The sequence below is a fragment of the Pseudactinotalea terrae genome (assembly GCF_009733845.1).
Lineage (GTDB): Bacteria > Actinomycetota > Actinomycetes > Actinomycetales > Beutenbergiaceae > Pseudactinotalea > Pseudactinotalea terrae.
Map to the genome: position 1 here is coordinate 531,132 of NZ_WNXZ01000001.1, position 22,766 is coordinate 553,897.

Sequence of the window (22,766 nt, forward strand, 5' to 3'; positions counted from 1 at the left end):
CTGCGGCCAGCCACGGCTCGCGTCAGCCGACCGGTGCGTACCCTGCCGGCTCGGCGAGGAAGGTGCCGAGGCCGGAGGTGAGGTCGGGCACCCGCCGCTCGTACAGGTCGATCCGTTCGGTCGCGAGGTCGGCGAGGAGCGTGGCGCCGCCGTTCGCGGCGGTGATCTCGGCTGGTGTGCCACCCATGTCGACGAGCAGCGCGAGCGCGCCCGGGAGCGCAGCCTCCGGCATGCGGACCTCGATCCGGCTCCACGGAGCGCACAGCATCGTTCCCGCCTGACGCAGTGCGGCCCGAAGGGCCTCCGCGGCCAGGCGGCGGAACTCGCCGGCGCTCGGCGTGGCGGCGTGGAAGCGCCCGTGCACGAGCGTCACGACGCAGTCCACCACCCGCCACCCCTGCAGCCCGCGTCGCAGCTGCTGGTGCACGGTCGCCTCGACGGCCGTGTGGAACGCGGGCAGCAGATTGCCGCGCTCCACGCCCATCACGTACCGCGCGCCCGACCCGGGTGCTGCAGGCTCCAGCAGGAGCCCCACCTGGGCGTTCCCGCTGGCTGAGTCCCGCCGAGCCTCACCCGCGGCTGCGGGTCGCTCGACGTGCACCACCCGCGTCGGCAGGAACTCGGTGTCGATCCCGAACTCCTCGGCCAGCCTCGTCCCGAGCACCTCGCGCTGCACCTCGCCATAGAGGCTGACGGCGATCTCGCTCTCGCCCTCGTCGATGCGGACGTCGATGAGCGGGTCGGCGTCCGCCAGCTCCAGCAGAGCGCGGTGCAGATCGGCGCGACGGGCGGGATCAGCCGGACGGATCACGGCCTCCAGACCCGGGGGAGGGAAGTGCCAGGCTGCTTCTCCAGGTTCGAGCACGCCCAGACCATCCCCGACGGCGGCACGTACCAGGCCCCTCAGGACACCGATCTGGCCGGCGTGCACGGGGCCGTCGCGGAGCCGGCTGCCCTCGAGGACGGCGCTCCCGGTGACCTGCTCCTCGAGCACGCCGCGACCTCCCCATCGGTCGTGGTGGTGCACGGTCAGCCGGTCGCGCGCCTGCACGCAGCCGCTGTCCACGCGGACGTGGACGAGTCGATGCCCGCTGCCGTCCCGCCCCACCCGGAACGCACGGGCGCGCAGCAGACCGCCCGCAGCCGGCGAGACAGCCGGCAGGTACGTGACGACCGCGTCGACGAGCTCCGCGATGCCGACGCCGGTGAGTGCGGCGGTGTGCAGCACCGGGTGCAACCGACCGGCCGCCGTTTGGCGGCCGACGGCGGCTGTCACCGCCGTGAGGTCCACCTCCCGTTCCTCCAGGAACGCCCGGACGATTCCGGGTTCGTGATCCTCGACGGCGTCCGCGATGTCCGCCAGCAGCTGGTCACCCGTGCGCGGGGCCGGGTGCGCGTCGCGGCTGCCGAGCGCCGCGGGCGCCGTCAGGGCGATCGTCCGGCCGGTCATCGCTGCGTCGAGCTCGGCCAGCAGCTCGAGGCCTCGCGCCCCCGCACGGTCGATCTTGTTCACGACGACGAGGAAGGGCAGCCCGAGCCGTTCCAGCGCCCGGATCAGCATGCGGGTCTGCGGCTGCACCCCCTCGACGGCCGAGATCACGAGGATGGCGGCGTCGAGCACTCCGAGCGAGCGTTCGACCTCCGCGACGAAGTCGGCGTGACCGGGCGTGTCCAGCAAGTTGACGGCGACGGACCCGCCGTCGGCGCGGTGGAGCTCGAACGAGACCACGGCGGCTCGGATGGTGATGCCCCGACGGCGCTCGATGTCATCGGCGTCGGTGACCGTGTCGCCGTGATCGACGCGGCCGGGGCGGTCGACCACGCCGGCGTGGTGGAGCAGCTGTTCGGTGAGAGTGGTCTTACCGGCATCGACATGGGCGAGAACGCCCAGGTGCAGCACGGCAGTCGGCACAAGATCGGCGGGCACGAAGATCCTCGGGGTGAGCGGGAGCAGGGTCGACAAGATCGAGCTCCGTGCGCCCCATCTGCCTCTCCTCCCGTCACCGCGACCGTGCGGCCGGCCGTGTCGCAATCTAGAACCGCGGCCGGCGGGCGACCAGCGAATAACCTCTGGAGCACTAGGCTGGCCGCCGTCGGCCCCGGTAGCTCAGCCGGTCAGAGCAGCGGACTCATAATCCGTCGGTCGTGGGTTCAAGCCCCACCCGGGGCACCTGTCACAGGTACCTCCGCTGCACGTTGAGGTACCGGATCTCGGCACCGATCGTCAGTGGCCCACGCCACCCGTCGGTGTCGTGCGGATACAGGCCCTTGGCCTGGAGGAAGCGCTGCAGGGCGGTGATCGAGCGAGGACCGAAGTCGCCGTCGAGAGCGAACTGGGATGCGTAGTAGCCGCGCCTGCGCAGCCACCGCTGCATGGCGAGCTCCAGCAGCGCGTCCGTGAGCCCGATCGAGGCCATCAGCAGCCGCCACGCCCGCAGGGAGTCCGCCGTGTGCGCCGACTTGACCGGCAGGTCCTGCTCCGGCCACCCCTGCGGTGTCGTCTGCAGGTCCACCACCTCCGGCTCGTGCACGAGCACACCGTGATAGTCCTCCGCCCATCCCCGGTAGAGCATGCCCCAGCGGCGCGTCAGGTCCTCGATGCCGACCCGGGCCACTGTGCGGCCCGGTCCCGCCGAGGTGCTGATGCACACCCCGCCCCCCACGCTGATCGCGACGTGGTCGAAGTCATTGTTCTTCCCGCTGGTGATGTCCCAGAACACCGGGACGCCAGCCGGTGGCGTCCCGGAGCGGCGTCGTTCGGTGGCCTCCCACGCCTGGCGGGCGCTCGGGTAGCGAGCGGAGAACCCGAAGCACGTGCGCACGAACTTCTCGCACATGCCCGAATAGCTCGCTCCTCGCCCGATCGCCGCGCTGGCACGCTCGACCCGTTCCGCGGCGCTCGGCACCCCCATCGCTCGTCGTGGCAGCTCCGACACGGCTTGCGCGCTCATGCTCACTCCTTCTTCCAGGGCTGGTGTTGCTAGCCAGGAGCCGGGCGGTCTCGTCCAGATACATCGGCGGCGCGACGTCGGGGGAGCGGTCGCGGGGTCGGTGAAACCCACGCCACGGGGCCGGGCCGCAGGCGACCGCCGCGTCCTGAGCCGGGCTTAGGGTTGCCGGGTGGAAGATGACGATCGGATCGCCCTGCTCCTTGACTACGAGAACCTCGCCCTCGGAGCACGAGATCACCTCGCGACCCCGTTCGACCTGCTCCCGATCAGCGACGCGCTCGCCGAGCGTGGCCGCGTGGTGGTGCGCCGCGCCTACGCCGACTGGTCCTACTTCGACGAGGACCGGCGCATGCTCACGCGCGGTCACGTCGAGCTCATCGAGATGCCGCAGCGCATGGGTGTCTCCCGCAAGAACGCCGCGGACATCAAGATGGCGGTCGACGCGATCGAGATGGCCTTCTCGCGCGACTACATCTCCACGTTCGCGATCTGCACCGGCGACAGCGACTTCACGCCGTTGGTCCACAAGCTCCGCGAGCTCAACAAGCGCGTGATCGGGGTCGGGGTCCGCGACTCCACCTCGAAGATGCTCCCGCCCTCGTGCGACGAGTTCCTCTACTACGACGACCTCGCCGGTGTGGAGTCACGACCCTCCTCCTCGCGGAGGTCGGGAAGCTCGAAGAAGGCTCAGCCCGACAGCGGCGCGGCAACGGCTCCGGCTCCGACGGCCACGCCCGAGAGCGGCGGCTCCGGCGGGCCGGAGCCCTCGCGCAAGCCCGTCATCACTCGCGTCCAGGAGCCCGACGAGCCGCAGCAAGAGACTGATGACGAGCCGGCGGCCGACGCCCGGGACGTTGCCGTGCTGGTGGCGCAGACCGTGGCGGGCCTCGAACGGACCTCGGCCTCCGACGTGACCGCCTCGGTCCTCAAGCGCACCCTGCTGCGCAAGGACCCGACGTTCAACGAGGCCGACCATGGCTTCCGGGCCTTCGGCGAGCTCGTCCGCCACCTGGCCGACAGGGGCGTGCTCGACGTCACCGACGGACCCGCCCAGGGCGACCCCGTGGTTCGCCTGAGCGAGCGGGGAAGCCGGGAGGAGGCCTTCGGCCTGCTGCGGGACGCCGTCGCCGACATCGGCAAGAACGGCAAGCCGGTGCCGCTCAACGGTCTCAAGGACCATCTCCGGCGCGACCACCCCGAGTTCACGGAGAAGACGTTCGGATATCGCTCGTTCCTGCAGTTCGCGCGGGCGGCCGAGACCGCCGGCGTGATCGCGATGGAACGCAACGACGACGGATACCTGCTGACACCTGCCTGATCAGGTCCGGAGGGCGACCGGTCGGTCCGCGAGCACCGAGAGCACCAGCATCGTGCGGGTGCGCACGATGCTGGGCCGGCGTCGCAGATCCTCGATGACTCGCTCGAGGTGGGGCACATCGGTGACCTGCACGCGCAGCACCGCGTCCGGTTCGCCGCTGACAGTCACCGCGCTGATGACCTCCTCGAGGCCGCTGATCGTGGCGAGCACGTCGCGCGGCGTGGTCTTCTCCGCACAGTAGACCTCGACGATGGCCTCGAACCCGAGCCCGAGCTTCGCGGTGTCGAGCACAGCCGCATAGCCCTGGACGACGCCGTCGGCCTCCAGGCGGTCCACCCGTCGCTTCACGGTGGCGATCGAGATGTCGAGATCGCGTGCGACGTCGGCGAACGACCGTCGGCCATCAAGCCGCAGGATTGCAAGGATCTTTCGATCCAGGTCGTCGAGAGTGGGCTTCGTTGCCATGGACGTCGAGAGTATCGACATGATCGTTGCATGTGAGCCGGATCACGCGTACCAAGGGCGACATGTTCGAAGAGGCACAGCTCTACGCACCTGTCACCGAGGGTCCAGACGGCGTGACGGTCCATCTCGCCGACGACCACCCCGGTGCCCATGACCCCGAGTACCGGGCGCGCCGCAACGAGATCGCCGCCGGTGCGCTCGCGTGGGAGCCCGGTCAGCCGCTGCCCCACCTCGAGTACCTCGACGAGGAGCACCGGATCTGGGAGACGGTGTCGCGGGAGCTGCACGGGAAGCACGAGACGTACGCGATCCGGGCGTTCCGTGAGGCGAAGGAGGCGCTCGCGCTTCCGGAGGACCACGTGCCCCAGCTCAGCGAGGTGAGCGAGCGACTCACAGCGCTCACGGGGTTCCGGCTCCATCCCGCCGCTGGTCTGGTGCCGCTGGATCAGTTCTACGGATCGCTTGCCGACCGCGTCTTCCACTCCACGCAGTACCTGCGGCATGGCTCTACACCGCTGTACACACCGGAGCCGGACATCCTCCACGAGATCGTCGGCCACGGGAACCTGCTGGCCTCGCCCGAGATCGCGGACGTCAAGCGTCTCGCCGGCGAGGCGGCCCGCCGCTGCGAGACCGAGGCCGGGCTGCAGTTCGTCGCCGACGTCTTCTGGTTCACGATCGAGTTCGGTGTGATGTACGAGCAGGGGGAGCTGCGCTGCTACGGCGCCGGCCTCCTGTCCTCGTACGGCGAGATCGAGGAGTTCCGTGGTGCCGACATCCGCCCCCTCGACTTCCACGAGATGGGGACCTTCGACTACGACATCACGCACTACCAGCCGGTGCTGTTCGCCTGCCAGGGGATGGCGGAGCTGACCGAACGCGTCGGTGGGTTCTTCGCCGACTTCACCGACGAGACGCCCGACCGTCTCGCCGCCGGTGCCAAGGTGGCCTGAGCGCGGCGCCGCTCTCGTCGGGGCTCGCAGCGACGGGCGGAGGGGTCGTAAGCGGGAGCGCCTAGAGTTGCTGGGTGAGCCAGCATGCCGGGAGTCGAAACGATCCGACTCCGTTGGCTCCTCCGGCCGGCGCCGTCGTCACCATGATCCTGGCCGGGCTCAGCATGCTCGGACCGTTCACGATCGACACGGTGTTCCCGGCGTTCGAGCGCATCGGCGAGCAGTTCGGCGCCGACAGCACCGCGATGCAGCAGGTCACGAGCCTCTACATGCTGGCATTCGCCGTCATGAGTGTCTTCCACGGCCCGCTCTCGGACGCCTTGGGGCGCAAGCCGGTGATGATCGCCGGCCTGATCGGCTACGTGGCCGCCTCGATCGGCTGCGCGCTGGCGCCGAACCTCGCGGTGCTGCTGGTGATGAGGACGCTGCAGGGCACGTTCGCGGGTGCGGCCACGATCGTCTCGCGCGTGGTCGTCCGCGACATGTTCAGCGGCCCGCAGGCGCACAAGATGATGAGCCGCATCATGATGATCTTCAGCGTGGCTCCGGCCATCGCCCCGGTCGCTGGCGGCTGGCTCCTCAAGATCGGCGAGTGGCCGGTCATCTTCTGGTCGATCGCCGTGTACGGCATCCTCGCGCTCCTCGCCGTGCTGCTCCTGCTGCCGGAGACGCACCCGCCGGGCGCGCGCTCCCCGCTGCGGGTGGGCGCGGTGGTGCGCTCGATCCTCGAGGTGGGTCGACACCCCGACATGATCCGGCTGGCTCTCGTGACCGCCTTCGCGATGGGCGGCCAGTTCGTGTACATCGCCGCCGCGCCGATCATCGTGGTCGACCTGTTCGGGCTGGGTGAGCAGGACTTCTGGAAGCTGTTCGTCCCGATCATCGTCGGCATGCTCGTGGGCGCGTGGCTCTCGGGCCGGCTCGCCGACAAGGTCAGCCGAAGCAGGCTGGTGGACGCGGCGCTCGCGTGCGCCCTCGGCGCCGGCCTGCTCAACGTCGTGCTGATGCTGATCCACCCCTACCTGCCGCTCGCGATGGTGGGACCCGCCCTGCTCTCGTGCGCCATCGCCGTCGCGTTCCCCGTGATCCAGCTCGAGATCCTTGACACCTTCCCGCACCACCGTGGTGCCGCAGCCTCGCTGGGAACGCTCGCATCGCTCGGGTTCAACGCGCTGCTCGCCGGCGTGATCGCGCCGCTGGTGACGGCGAGCCTGCTCACGGTGGCTCTCGCCGCTGCCGGCTTCGCGCTGCTCGGGTTCCTGCTCTGGGTCGGGCACCGGCGCGCCGTACGCGTGGGGTGACGCGGGCGGCCTTCCGCTGTTAACGTTCACATCCATGACCTCATTGCGTGCGGTGATCGACCTCGACGTCGAGGGACCGCAGATCAGCAAGCACCTGTACGGACACTTCGCCGAGCACCTGGGACGGTGCATCTACGGTGGGTTCTACGTGGGAGACGACTCCGAGATCCCGAACGAGGGCGGGATCCGGCTCGATGTCGTCGAGGCGCTCCGCGCGCTCAACATCCCGAACCTGCGCTGGCCCGGCGGCTGCTTCGCCGACGAGTACCACTGGATGGACGGCATCGGGCCCCGCGAGGAGCGGCCCCGGATGGTGAACACCCACTGGGGCGACATCGAGGAGAACAACCACTTCGGGACGCACGAGTTCATGGCGCTGTGCGAGATGCTCGGTGCCGACCCGTACGTCAACGGCAACGTCGGCTCCGGCACCGTCAAAGAGATGAGCGACTGGGTCGAGTACCTCACCCGTGACGGCGACTCGCCGATGGCCCGCCTCCGCCGTGCCAACGGGCGCGACAAGCCCTGGAACGTGCCCTTCTGGGGTATCGGCAACGAGCCGTGGGGGTGCGGCGGCAGCATGTCGGCCGAGCACTACGCCGAGGAGGCTCGCCGGTACGCCACCTATTGCCGTAACCACGGGGACAACAAGCTGTACAAGATCGCGGCGGGCGCGTCGGAAGACGACTACCACTGGACCGAGCAGCTGATGAAGGCGCTCAGCTGCCTCGGATGCCAGCACGACCCGAAGAACATCTTCCAGGCGATCACCTTCCACTACTACACGGTGCCCGGCGAGTGGAAGGACAAGGGCAGCGCGACCGACTTCGACGCCGACGAGTACTACACCACCCTCGTCAAGGCGCAGCGGATCGACGAGCTGATCTCGGGGCACTCCGCCGTCATGGACTGCTACGACCCGCAGAAGAAGGTCGGCCTGATCCTCGACGAGTGGGGCACCTGGTTCAACGTCGAGCCCGGTACCAACCCCGGCTTCCTGTACCAGCAGAACACCATGCGCGACGCGTTGGTGGCGAGCCTGCACTTCGACGTGTTCCACGAGCACGCCGAGCGCCTGGTGATGGCGAACATCGCGCAGACGGTCAACGTGCTGCAGGCGATGCTCCTGACCGACGAGGCCACCGGCGAGCTCGTGCTCACGCCGACCTACCACGTGTTCGAGATGAACAAGGGCCACCAGGACGCCGCGTCGCTCGCCGTGCACCTGCTGGGCGAGGATCGCGCGATCGACGTCGACGGCGCCGAGCTGCGGCGCGTCTCCTCCTCCGCCTCGATCTCGGGCGACACCGCCCTCGTGTCCCTGTCGAACCTGCACCTGACCGAGGCCACGGACATCACGCTCGACCTGCGTGGCCGCGAGGTCACCGCACTGACCGGCCGCGTGCTGGCTCCTGATGACGCGGCCGCCCACAACGTCCCCGGCGGTACCGAGGCAGTCACGCCGCGTGACCTCGAGATCGGGCCGGTGGTCGGTGGGAAGGTGACGGTGTCGCTGCCGCCGCACTCGTTCGCCACGGTCTCGGTGCAGCTGACCGCGGGCTGAGCGCGGGATAGAGGTGCCCGCCCGCGTGTGTGTGCGGGCACCCGCGGCGCTCCTAGGATGGTGCGCGTCGGGCATCGGTCATCAGCCGGCGTCGGCGTACCAGAAGGGGGAGCCCCATGGCTCAGACGTTCAACTCACCGCCGGGCTGGCCGAAGCCACCCGAGGGCTGGACGCCGCCACCGGGCTGGGCGCCCGACCCCTCCTGGCCGGCCGCGCCGGACGGCTGGCAGTTCTGGGTCGATGACCCCTTCGCTGCAGCGGTCGCGGCGGAGAACACCTCCCCGAGCCAGCGCACCCAGCAGCAGGATCAGCAGGCGACCCAGACCATGGGCACGCCGGTGACGCAGGCACTGCCGGCCCAGTCGGCCCAGCCCACCCCACCAGGTCAGCCGGGGCTCTACTCCTACGCACCGAGCGCCGGGCTCGAGCAGCCTGGCGCCTCGCCGTACAACCCGCAGCAGGGCGGATACGCGGCCGGCTCGGCCGGTGGCTACGCTCCCGGCGGGGGCTACCCCGCTGGCCCGTACGGACCCGCGGGAGCCGTCGGACCCGGTGGGCCGGCGCCCAAGGCGCGCAACACCACCACGATGATCGTGGTCGCCGTCGTGGCGGTCCTGGTCCTCGGTGGGCTCGTGTGGGGCATCTCGTCCCTGTTCCGTGGTGGCGACGAGGACCCGACGGCCGTCGAGCCCTCGACGTCCGCGACCTCGGATCAGCCGACCGACGACGCGACCTCGGAGGAGCCGACCGAGGAGGTCACCTCGGACGAGCCCACCGCGGACCCGACGGGCGACCCGACCACCGATGACGGCGGCACCGCAGCAGGCGACTTCGTCGACCTCGCCGCCGGTGAGCCCGCGCTGGTCTACGGGATCTCGGGGGAGCCCGTCGTGGAGGTCCGGCTCCTGGAGCACGTGGTCGGCTGGCAGCCCGAGGGAACGGGCAGCACGCTGTGCGGCGAACCCGAGAGCGATCAGTACCTCGGGCTGACGCTGGAGTTCACGGTCCTGCCTGCCATGGCGGACGAGGATCCGGGCACCTACACGTTCATCGGCTGGGAGCTCGGCGCGTTGGCCGGCGACCAGGTGATCGAGACCAGTGCCTTCGCCACCGGGCTGTTCTGCGTCGGCACGGAGGAGAGCGCACCTTCGGAGATGCAACCGGGTGAGACCTACACCGGGCTGTCGGTGCTGGACGTCCCCGCCGACGTGACCGCGGTGACATGGCAGGAGCTGTTCAACTGGAGCGGCGACGCCTCCGCCTACCGGTGGGTGCTTGCGGACCAGTGACGCGGCAGCGTGACGTGCCGGGCGGCGATCCCATCGCCAGGATTGCCGCAAATGAGCCGAGATAGGGCACAATAGGCAGCACGAGCCGTGAGTCGCGCTTGCTGGCAGCGGAAGAGATGCGTTGGGGAAGACGAATCTCGTCCGAGCTGGAAGGAGCGGCGATGCCTGCATTGGCGTCTGGTGTGATCACCCGCGGTGTCGTTTTCGTGCACTCTGCACCCCGTGCGCTGTGCCCTCACGTCGAGTGGGCCATCGGGTCCGTGCTCGGCTCCAGGGTCGCTGTGGACTGGTCTGCGCAGCCCGCTGCGCCCACGTTGTTCCGCACCGAGCTGTCGTGGACAGGTGACGTCGGGACCGGCGCTCGCCTGGCGTCGGCACTACGCGGCTGGTCCCACCTCCGGTACGAGGTGACCGAGGAGGCGGCACGCGGCACCGACGGCGGTCGTTGGAGCCACACGCCCGACCTCGGCATCTTCTACGCCCAGACAGACGTGCACGGCAACGTCGTCGTCCCCGAGGACCGCATCCGGTCCGCCATGGAGCACGCAGCCGACCCGGTACGGCTGCGTCAGGAGCTGGACCTCGCGCTCGGGCAGGCCTGGGACGACGAGCTGGAGCCGTTCCGCTACGCGGGTGCTGGTGTGCCCGTGCGCTGGCTGCACCGCGTCGGCTGAGGGCCGGGAAGCCGGCTCAGCCGACGCAGGTCACACCGAGGCGACGATCAGGCTGGCGTTGTGGCCGCCGAACCCGAAGCCGTTGTTGAACGCCGCCACCTGACCCTCAGGCAGGTCGCGGGGCGTGTCACGAGCCAGGTCGATCGGCAGCTCGGGTTCCGGCTGGGTCACGTTGATCGTGGGTGGTGCCAGGCGGTCCCGCAGCGCGAGCACCGTGAAGATCGTCTCGAGCGCACCGGCGCCACCCAGGAGGTGGCCGGTCATCGACTTCGTGGCGGACACGACGGGGCTGTGCGGCAGGACCTTGGCGACGACGCTCGCCTCACCCATGTCGCCGAGCGGCGTGGAGGTGGCGTGCGCGTTGACGTGCACGATGTCGGTGCTGGCGAGCCCGGAGTCCTCGAGAGCAGCACGCATCGCGCGCTCCTGGCCCTCGGGGGCCGGTGCCGCAATGTCTGCCGCGTCCGAGGTGATCCCGAACCCGGCCACGCGGGCGTAGATCGTGGCGCCGCGCGCGAGCGCGTGCGACTCGCGCTCGAGCACAAGGATCCCGGCACCCTCGCCCATGACGAAGCCGTCGCGGGTGATGTCGTAGGGCCTCGACGCACCCTGCGGGTCGTCGTTGCGGGTCGAGAGCGCCTGCATCCGCGCGAACGCGGCCAGCGGCAGCGGGTGGATCGGTGCCTCGGTACCGCCGGCGAGCACCATGTCGGCGCGGCCGGACTGGATGATCTGGGTGGCGTAACCGATCGCCTCGGCACCCGAGGCGCACGCGGAGACCGGGGTGTGAGCACCCGCGCGCGCACCGACCAGCATCGAGACCTGCGCCGAGGGCGCGTTCGGCATCAGCATCGGCACCGTGAGCGGGGAGACCCGGCGGGGTCCCTTCTCCTTGTAGTTGTCCCACTGGGACAGCAACGTCCAGACGCCACCGATGCCGGAAGCGACCACGGTGCCGAGACGCGTGGGGTCGATCTCCGGGCTCCCGGCGTCCGCCCAGGCCTGCCGGGCGGCCACGACCGCGTACTGAGCGCTCGGGTCCATGCGGCGGGTCTCAGGCACGCTGAGCACGTCGGCGGCCGGCACGGCGAGCTCACCGGCGAAGCGAACGGGCGCGTCGTACTGCTCAACCCAGTCGTGCTCAAGAATGTTGACACCGGAGCGGCCCGCGAGGGCGGCCTCCCAGGTGCTGGCGACGTCTCCGCCCAGCGGGCTGGTGACTCCGAGTCCGGTGATCACGACCTGATCAGTCACGGTTCGTCGCTCCCTCGTTGCGTGGATGGCTGGATGAATGGACGAGCGGGTGCCGCGCCGATACCGGCTGCGGCACCCGCTCGGGGCTCAGGCCTGGGCCTGGGCGATGAAGCTGACGGCGTCGCCGACGGTGGTGAGGTTCTTGACGTCCTCATCGGGGATCGTCACCCCGAACTTCTCCTCGGCGACCGAGACGACGGTCATCATCGTCAGAGAGTCGATGTCGAGGTCGTCCGTGAAGGACTTCTCGGCCGTGACCGCGTCTGTCGGCAGGCCCGTCTCCTCGTTCACGATCTCGGCGAGGCCCTCGAGGATCTCGGATTCGCTGTGCGCCATGGGTGGCTTCCCTTTCTGTGGTGGGTCTGCTGGTCGATCTCGACCGTTCGCGGACCCAGTGTTGCGGACTGAGGTCGCCGCTCGCGCGGCAACGCGCGGATCAGGGCAGGATCACGACCTGCCCGGCGAACGCCATGCCGGCGCCGAAACCGATCTGCAGCGCGACATCGCCGCTCTTGGCAGCGCCCTCGCGGAGCAGCCGCTCGGTCGCGAGCGGGATCGAGGCCGCGGAGGTGTTGCCGGTGTCGGCGATGTCGCGACCGACGACGACGTCCTCGCGCAGCCCCAGCGTCTTCAGGAGCTGGTCGGTGATGCGCATGTTGGCCTGATGGGGGATGAACACGTCGATGTCAGCGGGCGTGAGCCCGGCCGCCTCGATCGTGCGCCTGGCCAGCTTGGGGATGTTGGTGATGACCCACTTGAACACGGTGGGCCCCTGCTGGCGCAGCGTGGGGGTGACCATCTGCGAGACCTCCTCGGCCAGCTCGGCGCGCTCCGGCATGGGCTCGCCCAGCTCCTCGCGGCGATAGTCGAGCCAGGGCTTGGTCTGATAGATCGCACCCGCGAGGCTGCCGTCGCTGCCCCACACGGTCGGACCGATGCGTGGGGTGTCGGAACGGCCCACCACAGCGGCTCCGGCACCGTCACCCAGGAGGAACGAGATCGTGCGGTCGGTCGGGTCGATGAAGTCGCTCATCCGTTCGACGCCGACAACGAGCACGTGCTCGGCGGTGCCCGCGCGCACCAGGGCGTCGGCCTGGGAGATGCCGTAGCAGTACCCGGCGCAGGCCGCCGAGATGTCGAACGCCGCGGCGGGCGTGGCACCGAGACGCTCGGTCAGCAGCGTCGCCAGTGCGGGCGTCTGCTCGAAGTGCGTGACGGTCGCGACGATGACGGCGTCGACGTCGCCCGGTGCGATCCCGGCCTTGGCCAGGGCTTCCTCGGCGGCGGCAGCCGAGAGGTCGAGGATCGTGGTCTCGGGGTTGGCGCGCGCCCGGGTCTTGATGCCGGTGCGCTGCACGATCCACTCGTCGGAGGAGTTGATCGGGCCGACGATGTCCTCGTTCGGCACGAGGTTCTCGCCTCGTGCCCCGCCGACAGCGAGGATCTGAGAACCGGTGACCGGTTCGGTCGGGCGCAGCGTGGCGGTCATGCGTTCTCCTCGCGGTCGGTCGGGGATGCGGTTCGAGACTTCGGCGTGGTCACGCGCGGTGACGTGCGATCAGCTCGGCTGCGGCGTCGAGGTCGTCCGGGCTCTTCAGGGCGACCGTCTCGACGCCCTTGAGCGTGCGCCGGGCGAGGCCGGTGAGGACACCGGCGGGGGCGAGCTCGATCGCGGCGGTGACACCGAGCGCGAGCAACTGGTCCTGACATGAGTCCCAGCGCACCGGGCGCGAGATCTGCGCGACCATCTGGCGCAGCGCCGTCGTGCCGTCGGTCACGACCGAGCCATCGGCGTTGGTGAGCAACGGGACGATGGGATCGGCGGGGGTGAGGGCCTCGGCAGCGGCGGAGACCGCCTCGACCGCGCTGCCCATGTAGCGCGTGTGGAAGGCGCCGGCGACGGCCAGCGGGATCACCCGGGCGCGTGCGGGTGCGTTCTCCTTGAGCTGCTCGAGCGCCTCGAGGGTTCCGGCGGCGACGACCTGGCCGCCGCCGTTGACGTTGGCCGCGACGAGCCCGAGCGACTCGATCGCGGCGACGACCTCGGAAGGCTCCCCGCCGACCACGGCAGCCATCCCGGTGGGAGTAGCGGCGGCCGCCTCGGCCATCGCGCGGCCGCGGGTGGCGACCAGCCCGAGCGCGTCGCCGTCATCGAGCACGCCAGCGACCACGGCAGCGGCGTACTCGCCGACCGAGTGCCCGGCGGTGACGGCGGTCCAGTCGGTGTGAGCGCCGGCCCTGCCGCTCAGCGCAGCGAGGCTGAGCAGGGAGGTGGCGACGATCAGCGGCTGTGCGACGGCGGTGTCCTTGATGGCCTCGGCATCCGCCTCGGTGCCGAGGTGCAGCAGGTCCACCTGCGCTGCCTCACCGAGGCGCGCCAGCATCTGCTCGGCGCTCAGACCTTCGACCTCGAGCCACGGCGTCAGCATCCCGGGGGTCTGCGAGCCCTGACCTGGGCACAGTACGGCGATCACCTGTCTACTCTCCCGTCCGTCGTCGTCTCGCAAGGACGCCGGATCGCAACAAGCTGTGCCGGTGTCGTTGTGGACACTCTACAAGCGCCCGCTGTCCGAGTGAGGGCCCGCGGCATCGAGCCGCCCGGCCGCGAGGGCGATCTGGAGCACGAATCCCTCCCGCGCGTCCGTCGGGTCCCAGCCGGTCACGGTGGTGATGCGCTTGAGGCGGTACCGAACCGTGTTCGGGTGCACGAACAGCTGTCGTGCGGTCGCCTCGAGCGAGCGCCCCTCGCTGAGGTAGGCGCTGAGCGTCTCCAGCAGGTGGCCGCCCACGCCGAGCAGCGGTGCGTAGACCTCCGAGAGCAGCGTGCGTCGCGCGTCCACGTCTCCGATCAGCATCCGCTCGGGGAGCAGCTCGTCGGCGAGCACGGGCCGCGGGGCCGATGGCCAGGCGGTCACGGCGACGAGACCCGACAGGGCGGCACGCGCCGACCTGCCGGCGTCGGCGAGCGAGCGCACCTGGGGCCCGATCACGACCGGACCCGGGCCGAACCTGTCGAGGAGGGCCTCGGCCTGGGCGCGTAGGTTGCCCTCGCCGCCCAGTACCACGACGAGGCGGTCGCCCTGGATGCCGACAAGCGCGTCCGAGGAGGCCCGCCGGGCCGCGCGGCGCAGCTCGGCCGAGCTGACGTCGTCGAGGTGCGGCTCGACCGATCCCACCAGCACGATCGTGTTGCCGCGGCCCGCCCAGCCGAGCGCGGCCACGCGTGAGCGCAGCCCTTCGTCGGCCTCCCCGCGAAGCAGCGAGTCGACCACGAGCGCCTCGAGCCGGGCGTCCCACGCACCGCGTGACTCCGCGGCCCGGGCGTAGACCTCGGCAGCAGAGAACGCGACCTCGCGCGAGTAGAGCAGCACGGCCTCGCGCAGCGCGGACCGGTCAGCGGGGGTAGCGAGGGTCTCGGTGTGCTCCTCGACGATCTCGACGACGATGCGCACGAGCTGGAGCGTGTGCTGCAGCGAGATCGAACGGGTCAGCTCCGGGGGAGCGGCGCGGAAGATCTCAGCGGCGTTCGAGGTGCCCCGCTCGGGGTTCTCGTACCAGGCGATGAAGCTGGCGATGCCCGCCTGCGCCACCAGCCCGATCCAGGACCGGTCCTCGGCCTGCAGCGCGCGGTACCAGGCGAGCTCGCTGTCGAGCCGGGCCAGCGCGGCCGAGGTGAGCTGACTGGTGCCGCTCCGCAGCCGCTTGACCATGTCGTCGCTGCCTGGTGGTGCGACCTTCGGTCGGGACTCGGTGCTCACCGCGCCAGGATAGGCCGATGTTGTGGAACTCCCACAACGGACACCCGCTGTCGGTGTCCTGAGACAGGATGCTGGCATGGACCAGTACCTCAGCCTCGTCACCCTCGCCGTCCCCGATCTGGATGCTGCCCGGCGCTTCTACGTCGACGGCCTGGGGTGGCACGCTCGCCAGGATGGCGGCGATGTGATCTTCCTGCAGGTCGGGCCCGGGCTGGTGCTGTCCCTCTGGGAGCTCGCGAGCTTCCGCGAGGAGGTGGGCGAGCCCGTACCCGGACTTGCGCCGATGACGCTCGCTCACAACGTCGCCGACCCGGCACGCGTTGACGCGGTGCTCGAGGCCGCCCGGCGGGCCGGGGCGAGCGAGGTCGTCCCAGGCAGGCATCGTGAGTGGGGTGGCTACTCGGGCTACTTCGCCGACCCGGCCGGGTTCCGGTGGGAGGTGGCGCACAACCCGTTCGACACCGACCTCGCGCAGGCCGGTCAGGCCTGGGCGAAGCAGCAGCGTTGATCTAGGAGTCGCCGCCCGCGGTGCCGGTGGTACCGGCGTTGACATCGAGCAGGCGATAGCGCTCGACCGCCTGTGCCGGCGCGGAGGCGTCGACCTCGCCACGTCGCGCGAGGCCCTGCAGCGCACGCGTGACGATCGACTGGGTGTCGATGAGGAAGTGCCGACGCACGGCCGGGCGGGTGTCGGAGAACCCGAACCCGTCGGCACCCAGCGTGAGCAGGTCGCCCGGGACCCACGCGCGAATCTGGTCGGGGACCAGGTGGTCGTAGTCCGTCACTGCCACGAACGGGCCCTGCGCGTCCGCCAGCTTGGCGGTCACGTACGGGGTGCGCTGCTCGCCACCGGGGTTGACGAACGCGTCGTGCTCGGCAGCCAGCGCGTCCCGGCGGAGCTCCGTCCAGCTGGTCACCGACCACACGTCCGCCACGACGCCCCAGTCCTCGCGGAGCTGCTGCTGCGCCTCGAGCGCCCACGGCACCGCGACACCCGAGGCGAGGAGCTGCACCCGGGGACCCTCGCCCTCGCCGTCGCGGAGCTTGTAGATGCCCTTGAGGATGCCCTCGACATCGACGTTCTCCGGCTCGGCCGGCTGCAGCATCGGCTCGTTGTAGACCGTCAGGTAGTAGATCACGTCACGGGAGCGCTGCGTCTCGCTCCCGTTGTCCTCCCCGTACATCCGCTCCAGACCGTCCTTGACGATGTGACGGATCTCGTAGCCGTACGCCGGGTCGTAGCTGACCACCGCGGTGTTGGTGGACGCGAGGATGGGGGAGTGGCCGTCAGCGTGCTGCAAGCCTTCCCCGGTCAGCGTGGTGCGGCCGGCCGTGGCGCCGATGAGGAACCCTCGGGTCAGCTGGTCGCCGGCCGCCCAGAACTGGTCACCCGTGCGCTGGAAGCCGAACATCGAGTAGTAGAAGTAGAACGGCACCATCGGCTCGCCGTGCGTGGCGTAGGAGGTGCCGACCGCCTGGAACACGGCGGCCGAGCCGGCCTCGTTGATGCCGGTGTGCAGCAGCCCACCAGCCTCCGACTCCTTGTACGAGAGCAGCAGCTCGCGGTCGGCTGCGAGGTAGTGCTGGCCCTGCGTGTTGAAGATCTTCGTGCTCGGGAAGATCGCGTCGAGGCCGAAGGTGCGGGCCTCGTCCGGGATGATCGGCACGATCCGCCGGCCGAAGTCCTTGTCGCGCAGCAGGTCCTTGAACAGCTGGACGAGCGCCATCGTGGTGGCGACCTCCTGCTGCCCGGACCCCTTGGCGAGTCGCTCGTAGGTCTTGTCGGCCGGGAGTGTGACCGGCACGTGCTTGTCGCGCCGCTCCGGCTGGAACCCACCGAGCGCCTTGCGGCGATCCATCATGTAGGTGATCTCGGGGGAGTCCACCCCGGGGTGGAAATAGGGCGGCAGGTACGGGTCGGCTTCGAGCTCGGCGTCGGTGAACGGGATCTCGAGCGAGTCGCGCAGGCCCTTGAGGTCCTCGAGCTTGAGCTTCTTCATCTGGTGCGTGGACATACGGCCCGCGAACGAGGAACCCAGTCCGTAGCCCTTGACGGTGTGGGCCAGGATCACAGTGGGCTGGCCCTCGTGTTTGACCGCCGCGTCGTAGGCGGCGTAGACCTTGCGGTAGTCGTGACCGCCGCGCTTCATCGCCCAGATCTCGTCGTCGCTCATCCTCTCGACGAGCGCCTTCGTGCGCGGGTCGCGACCGAAGAAGTGGTCCCGGATGAACGCGCCGGACTCGGCGCGGTAGGTCTGGTAGTCGCCGTCGGGCGTGTTGTTCATCAGGTTGACCAGGGCGCGGTCCTTGTCCGCCTCCAGCAGCGGGTCCCAGTCGCGGCCCCAGATCACCTTGATGACGTTCCAGCCCGCGCCGCGGAAGAACGCCTCGAGCTCCTGGATGATCTTGCCGTTGCCGCGGACCGGCCCATCGAGGCGCTGCAGGTTGCAGTTGACGACGAACGTGAGGTTGTCGAGGCCCTGCTGGGCGGCGAGCTGCAGCATGCCGCGCGACTCGGGCTCGTCCATCTCGCCGTCGCCGAGGAATGCCCAGACGCGCTGGTCCGAGGTGTCCTTGACGCTGCGACCCTCGAGGAACCGGTTGAACCACGCCTGGTAGATCGCCGATGCGGGGCCGAGGCCCATCGAGACCGTCGGGAACTCCCAGAAGTCGCGCATGTTGCGCGGGTGGGGGTAGGAGGGTAGCCCGCGGCCGCCCGAGGAGCGGGAGAGCTCCTGGCGGAAGCCGTCGAGATCGGCCTCGGAGAGCCGGCCCTCGAGGAACGCCCGCGCGTACATGCCCGGGGCCGCGTGGCCCTGGAAGTAGATGCTGTCGCCGCCGCCGGGGTGGTCCTTGCCGCGGAAGAAGTGGTTGAGGCCTACCTCGTAGAGCGTCGCGACGGAGGCGTAGGAGGACAGGTGCCCGCCGACCGAGATCTCGGGCCGCTGCGCACGCGTGACCATGATCGCGGAGTTCCACCGCAGGTAGTCGCGGTAGCGGCGCTCGATCGCCTCGTCGCCGGGGAAGTACGGCTCGTCGTGAACACCGATGGTGTTGACGTAGGGGGTGGTGACCGGCTGCGGCACGACCACGCCGTGCTCACGTGCTCGCTTGAGCATGTTGAGCAGGATGTAGCGGGCGCGCGGGCCGCCGCGATTCTCGACCAGGCCGTCGAGTGACTCGAGCCACTCGCTCGTCTCTTCCGCGTCGATGTCGCGGACCTGGCTGAGCAGACCGTTGATAAGTGGACCTGCAGTGGACGTCACGGGTTCCTCTTCTCCAGGGCTTCGGTTCGCTGCCGGCACCCGCCAGATCTTGCGGCCTGGCAGCGGCGCCTCGCGCGGTCGGGCCGCCCAGGGCCCCGGACCGTTACTTCCTTGTGCCATTCTTCCTTGAAGCCGGCCACAACGACACCACAACTCCTTCACGGGCGCTGTGATGTCGCTGACACTAGGATCAAGGTCAGCTCACCCCGATCGAAAGGACCCGCGACACAGTGGCAGCACGGCCGGAGACGACCGAAGGATCTGGACGCCTGGGGGTGGCGTCCGGGCAGGTGATCCAAGAGTTCGGGTACGACAGCGACTGCGACGAGGAGCTGCGCGCCGACATCGAGGCTGCGATCGGCTCACCTCTTGAGGACGAGAGCTACGGCGACGTCATCGACGTCGCCTTGATCTGGTGGCGTGACGACGACGGCGACACGCAAGATCTCACCGATGTCCTCACCGATGCGCTGACCACCCTGGAGGATGGCGGGCTCATCTGGCTGCTGGCACCGAAGGCAGGCAGGCACGGCCATGTCCCGCCTGCCGAGGTCGAGGAGGCCGCCACCACCGCGGGCCTGCACACCACCTCGACGATCGCGGTGGCACCGGCCTGGTCGGCATACAGACTCACCTCGCGCGGTAGAGGCAGGTGATCCCGGTCGGCGAGCCCGCCCCGGAGCTGTGCCTCCCGGACATCCACGGGACCCCGACCGATCTCGCCGATCTCGACGGCGCTGCGCTGCTGGTGTTCCTTCCTGCTGCGTTCACGCCGTTGTGCTCGGGCGAGCTGGCCGGGCTGCCGCCTCTCGCCGCGTCGGTCGCCGCCCATGGTGTTCGCGTGCTTGCGGTGAGCTGCGACTCGATGTTCGTGCTGCGCACCTGGGCGGAGCAGTCCGGGGTCACCGGCGACTCGGGTCCCACGTTGCTCTCCGACTTCTGGCCGCACGGTGAGGTCTCGCGGCGCTACCAGGCGTTCGACCACGAACGCGGCACCTCCACCCGGACCTCGTACCTGATCGACGGCGACGGCGTGATCAGGTGGTCCACCCGCTCGCCGGCGGGGGTGGCGAGGGACCTCGAGGACCATCGCACCGCCGTCGAGCAGCACCTGCCCAGGGTGGCCTGAGATGACGGAGGGTGGCCATCCCGACCGGTACCTGACCCAGCCGCCGCTGGCGCTCGCGCACCGCGGTGGTGACGCGCTGCCCGCCAATGTCGGCATCGAGAACTCGCTCACGGCGGTGGGCAACGCGGTCGCGCTCGGATATCGCTACATCGAGACCGATTCGCGGGCGAGCATCGACGGCGTCGCGTTCGCCTTCCATGACCGGGACATGTCGCGGGTGAGCCCCGATTCCGGCTACGGCACGCGCCCCTTCGCGACCCTGACCGCGGCGGAGATCCGTGCGGTCCGGCTCCGCGGCGGCGAACGGATCGCAACGATCGCGGAGCTCTTGGACAGCTTCCCGCAGACACGGTTCAACATCGACGTCAAGACGGCTGAGGTCATCGAGCCGACCGTGCGGGTGATCGAGGACGCTGCGGCGCAGGACCGGGTGCTGATGGCATCGTTCAGCCATGCGCGACTGACATGGGTGAGGCGCCTGCTGCCCGGGGTCGAGACCTCGGCGTCGCCGCAGGAGATCACCGCGTTGCGGTTGCGGCCACGGCTGTGGCGCTCGTTCATCACCGCCGGCGGCGCGACCTGCCTGCAGGTTCCCGAGTTCCGGTACGGGTTCCGGATCGTGACGCCCGGTTTCATCGCCGGGGCGCACCGCAACGGCATGCAGGTGCACGTCTGGACCGTCGATGAGCCGGCCGACATGCACCGGCTCCTCGACGCCGGTGTCGACGGCCTCATCACCGATCGACCCGACGTGCTCCGCGAGGTGCTGGTCGAACGGGGGCAGTGGCGGACCTGAGGGCTGGCTACAGATCCTGCTCCGTTCGTTCCGGTTCCAGAAGAGGTCCGCGCCGCAGCCGCCGGTGCGGCTGGCACAATAGGTGAGCCGGGCGCGCGTGGTCGTGCTCACGTCACCGTCCCGGGCCCATAGCTCAGCTGGTTAGAGCGCCGCGTTTACACCGCGGGTGTCGGGGGTTCGAGTCCCTCTGGGCCCACCAGCTGGTCATCCGCGGCGGGCGGGTGCATGGATCAGCTCAGAGCGCGTCTCGACACCCGCCGGTGCAGCCGGTCTCGGCGCGGCTGACGTGTGTCTCGGAGTCCTGGCCCTCGCCGTCGAGGGAGGTGGCGAAGCTGCGCACCGACTTGGGGGTTGACCGCGTACGGGCGGTGCCATACTCTGATGCGCATACGTAGTACCGCGTGAGTACCGATGCTCACAGTGTTCGCGTGCATACGAATGCGCACACCGGGACGCCACGCAGAACCGAACTCGACGACGAGAGCGAGCGTGCAGTGCGAACCTCAGTCAGGCGGACCTTCCTCCGCGTCACCGCGGCTGCTGCGGTCGCCCTGCTGCCTGCCGTGGCGGCACCCGCGGCGGAAGGCGACGTCGAGACGACGTCCCTGCTCGGGCATCCCGGCGGCGACTCCTTCTACGAGACGTTCGACGGACCGCTAGACGAGACCTTCTGGTACGTCGCCGACGAGTTCCGCAACGGGACCTACCAGAACTGCCAGTTCAATGCGGCCAACACGGTCGTCACGGACGGCCTGCTGCAGCTCTCCCTCGATGACACCCCGTACGGCGATCAGGACTACTCCTGCGGCTCGATCCAGACACGGGAGTGGCACGGGTACGGCACGTACGAGACGCGCATGCGGGTCGGTGCGGCGAGCGGCACCAACTCCTCGCTGTTCACGTACACCGGGCCGACCTACGGCGAGCCGTGGCACGAGATCGACGTCGAGATCCTCGGTCACGACACGACCGCCGTCGAGTTCAACTCCTGGGTCGACGGCGCCGCGGCCGGCGGCGGACCGGTGCCTGTCGGCGTCGACAACGCGGCCGAGTTCGTCGACTACGCATTCGTCTGGGAGCCCGACCGCCTCCAGTTCTTCATCGACGGCGAGGTCGCCCGGACCTACACGGACCCCTCGGACCTCCCCACCTACACCCAGCGCGTCTTCCTCATGATCTGGGGGACCGACACGTTGACGGACTGGATGGGGCCGTTCGAGTATCCCGGTGCACCGATCGTCACCGAGTACGACCACGTGGCGTTCACGGCTCTCGGGGACGAGTGTCCGTTCGAGGGCTCGCTGGCATGTGGTCTGGAGGCACCCACCACGTCGTTCGTCGACGACATGGACACGCTCGACACCTCGCGGTGGTTCGTCTCCGACGGCTGGAACAACGGCGACGCCTACGCCTGCGGCTGGGATGCCGACCAAGTCTCCGCCGTCGATGGAGCTCTCGAGCTCACCTTCGCAGCCGGGGCCGTCGCCGGCCGTGACTACGCCTGTGCCGAGGTCCAGCACCGCACGCCGCTGGGCTACGGCACCTACGAGGTGCGAGCGCAGGGCGTCGAGAACCCCGGCGTGCTGGCCTCGATCTTCACGTACGCCGCAGCCGGCGACGACGGACCGGCCGAGGGCATCGACCTCGCGCGGCTCCTCGGCGCCGACACCGACACCGTGCGCCTGAGCACATCTCGCTACCACCAGCAGATGGTCTCGACCTCGGCACCCCTGACCCCTGGCGCGGACGAGGCCTTCCACGACTACGGCATCGTCTGGTCGGCGGATCGCCTCGACTTCTACGTCGACGGCGAGCTGGTGCACGCGGTGACGGACCCGGCGAAGATCCCGGTTCGCGACGCCAAGCTGTTCCTGTCCCTGTGGGGCGGGACCGTTCCCGGTGGCGGCGAGCTCGTCCCGCCGGACGTACCGCTGACGATGCGCGTCGACCGGGTGGCCTACACCGCGCCCGGTGAGAGCTGTCAGTTCACCGGGTCGATCGTCTGCACCGCTGCAGCATCGACCGCGTGAGCCGCTCCACCCGGCGTC

Annotated in this window: 20 protein-coding genes and 2 tRNA genes; 13 read left to right on the top strand and 9 right to left on the bottom strand. The window is 69.9% G+C overall.

The annotated features are described in order from the left end of the window. Positions 1–22: 22 nt before the first annotated feature. Entirely contained in the window at positions 23–1,963 is a 1,941-nt protein-coding gene (locus GPA03_RS02405; protein WP_156250394.1) for an elongation factor G, read from the bottom strand. Positions 1,964–2,096: 133 nt separating this feature from the next. Here GPA03_RS02405 and GPA03_RS02410 point away from each other — a divergent pair. Continuing rightward, positions 2,097–2,170: transfer RNA gene (locus tag GPA03_RS02410), tRNA-Ile, on the top strand. Between the two features lie 4 nt (positions 2,171–2,174). Here GPA03_RS02410 and GPA03_RS02415 read toward each other — a convergent pair. Continuing rightward, positions 2,175–2,951: a peptidoglycan-binding domain-containing protein gene (locus GPA03_RS02415; RefSeq protein ID WP_156250395.1), complete on the bottom strand. Its 777-nt coding sequence runs from the start codon at positions 2,949–2,951 to the stop codon at positions 2,175–2,177. Between the two features lie 169 nt (positions 2,952–3,120). On the opposite strand from GPA03_RS02415, the gene GPA03_RS02420 reads away from it, so the two are divergent. Then, positions 3,121–4,269 carry a PIN domain-containing protein gene (locus GPA03_RS02420; protein ID WP_156250396.1) on the top strand — a complete coding sequence of 383 codons (1,149 nt, stop codon included), beginning with the start codon at positions 3,121–3,123 and terminating at the stop codon, positions 4,267–4,269. Here GPA03_RS02420 and GPA03_RS02425 read toward each other — a convergent pair whose 3' ends face one another. Then, complete coding sequence (locus GPA03_RS02425) at positions 4,270–4,734, bottom strand: Lrp/AsnC family transcriptional regulator (protein WP_156250397.1); 465 nt, start codon at positions 4,732–4,734, stop codon at positions 4,270–4,272. It abuts the gene before it with no gap. Positions 4,735–4,796: 62 nt separating this feature from the next. Between GPA03_RS02425 and GPA03_RS02430 the strand changes: the two genes are divergently transcribed. From GPA03_RS02430 to GPA03_RS02450, 5 genes are all read left to right on the top strand, one after another. Further along, positions 4,797–5,687, top strand: coding sequence for a phenylalanine 4-monooxygenase (locus GPA03_RS02430; protein WP_156250398.1), 891 nt, complete (start codon positions 4,797–4,799; stop codon positions 5,685–5,687). Positions 5,688–5,761: 74 nt separating this feature from the next. Further along, positions 5,762–6,988 (top strand): multidrug effflux MFS transporter, encoded by a 1,227-nt coding sequence (locus GPA03_RS02435; protein ID WP_241681046.1) that lies wholly within the window; start codon positions 5,762–5,764, stop codon positions 6,986–6,988. A 34-nt stretch (positions 6,989–7,022) separates the two neighbouring features. Then, entirely contained in the window at positions 7,023–8,552 is a 1,530-nt protein-coding gene (locus tag GPA03_RS02440) for an alpha-N-arabinofuranosidase (protein WP_156250399.1), read from the top strand. Positions 8,553–8,668: 116 nt separating this feature from the next. Further along, positions 8,669–9,841 carry a hypothetical protein gene (locus tag GPA03_RS02445; protein ID WP_156250400.1) on the top strand — a complete coding sequence of 391 codons (1,173 nt, stop codon included), beginning with the start codon at positions 8,669–8,671 and terminating at the stop codon, positions 9,839–9,841. Positions 9,842–10,002: 161 nt separating this feature from the next. Next, entirely contained in the window at positions 10,003–10,515 is a 513-nt protein-coding gene (locus GPA03_RS02450; protein WP_156250401.1) for a DUF3145 domain-containing protein, read from the top strand. Between the two features lie 30 nt (positions 10,516–10,545). Here GPA03_RS02450 and GPA03_RS02455 read toward each other — a convergent pair whose 3' ends face one another. The 5 genes from GPA03_RS02455 to GPA03_RS02475 all read right to left on the bottom strand — a co-directional run bounded on the left by GPA03_RS02455 (position 10,546) and on the right by GPA03_RS02475 (position 15,479). Beyond that, positions 10,546–11,769 carry a beta-ketoacyl-[acyl-carrier-protein] synthase family protein gene (locus GPA03_RS02455; RefSeq protein ID WP_156250402.1) on the bottom strand — a complete coding sequence of 408 codons (1,224 nt, stop codon included), beginning with the start codon at positions 11,767–11,769 and terminating at the stop codon, positions 10,546–10,548. A gap of 87 nt (positions 11,770–11,856) precedes the next feature. Next, complete coding sequence (locus GPA03_RS02460; RefSeq protein ID WP_156250403.1) at positions 11,857–12,105, bottom strand: acyl carrier protein; 249 nt, start codon at positions 12,103–12,105, stop codon at positions 11,857–11,859. Positions 12,106–12,205: 100 nt separating this feature from the next. Next, positions 12,206–13,258 carry a beta-ketoacyl-ACP synthase III gene (locus GPA03_RS02465; RefSeq protein WP_156250404.1) on the bottom strand — a complete coding sequence of 351 codons (1,053 nt, stop codon included), beginning with the start codon at positions 13,256–13,258 and terminating at the stop codon, positions 12,206–12,208. A 49-nt stretch (positions 13,259–13,307) separates the two neighbouring features. Next, positions 13,308–14,243 carry an ACP S-malonyltransferase gene (locus GPA03_RS02470; protein ID WP_156250405.1) on the bottom strand — a complete coding sequence of 312 codons (936 nt, stop codon included), beginning with the start codon at positions 14,241–14,243 and terminating at the stop codon, positions 13,308–13,310. Between the two features lie 78 nt (positions 14,244–14,321). After that, entirely contained in the window at positions 14,322–15,479 is a 1,158-nt protein-coding gene (locus GPA03_RS02475) for a PucR family transcriptional regulator (RefSeq protein WP_241681129.1), read from the bottom strand. A gap of 124 nt (positions 15,480–15,603) precedes the next feature. On the opposite strand from GPA03_RS02475, the gene GPA03_RS02480 reads away from it, so the two are divergent. After that, the gene (locus tag GPA03_RS02480; RefSeq protein WP_156250407.1) at positions 15,604–16,035 is read left to right on the top strand and encodes a VOC family protein; all 432 of its coding nucleotides are present in this window, start codon (positions 15,604–15,606) and stop codon (positions 16,033–16,035) included. Position 16,036: 1 nt separating this feature from the next. On the opposite strand, the gene aceE is transcribed toward GPA03_RS02480, so the two are convergent. Then, entirely contained in the window at positions 16,037–18,793 is a 2,757-nt protein-coding gene (gene aceE, locus GPA03_RS02485) for a pyruvate dehydrogenase (acetyl-transferring), homodimeric type (RefSeq protein WP_241681047.1), read from the bottom strand. Between the two features lie 230 nt (positions 18,794–19,023). On the opposite strand from aceE, the gene GPA03_RS02490 reads away from it, so the two are divergent. From GPA03_RS02490 to GPA03_RS02510, 5 genes are all read left to right on the top strand, one after another. Further along, entirely contained in the window at positions 19,024–19,449 is a 426-nt protein-coding gene (locus GPA03_RS02490; RefSeq protein WP_156250409.1) for a DUF3052 domain-containing protein, read from the top strand. Further along, positions 19,446–19,922 carry a redoxin domain-containing protein gene (locus tag GPA03_RS02495; protein ID WP_156250410.1) on the top strand — a complete coding sequence of 159 codons (477 nt, stop codon included), beginning with the start codon at positions 19,446–19,448 and terminating at the stop codon, positions 19,920–19,922. Before GPA03_RS02490 ends, GPA03_RS02495 begins: the two co-directional genes overlap by 4 nt. Position 19,923: 1 nt before the next feature. Next, on the top strand, positions 19,924–20,718 hold the full coding sequence (locus GPA03_RS02500) for a glycerophosphodiester phosphodiesterase family protein (protein WP_156250411.1): 795 nt from the start codon (positions 19,924–19,926) through the stop codon (positions 20,716–20,718). Between the two features lie 122 nt (positions 20,719–20,840). Further along, positions 20,841–20,917, top strand: a tRNA-Val gene (locus GPA03_RS02505). 295 nt (positions 20,918–21,212) lie between these two features. After that, the gene (locus GPA03_RS02510) at positions 21,213–22,748 is read left to right on the top strand and encodes a family 16 glycosylhydrolase (RefSeq protein WP_162458230.1); all 1,536 of its coding nucleotides are present in this window, start codon (positions 21,213–21,215) and stop codon (positions 22,746–22,748) included. Positions 22,749–22,766: the final 18 nt, after the last annotated feature.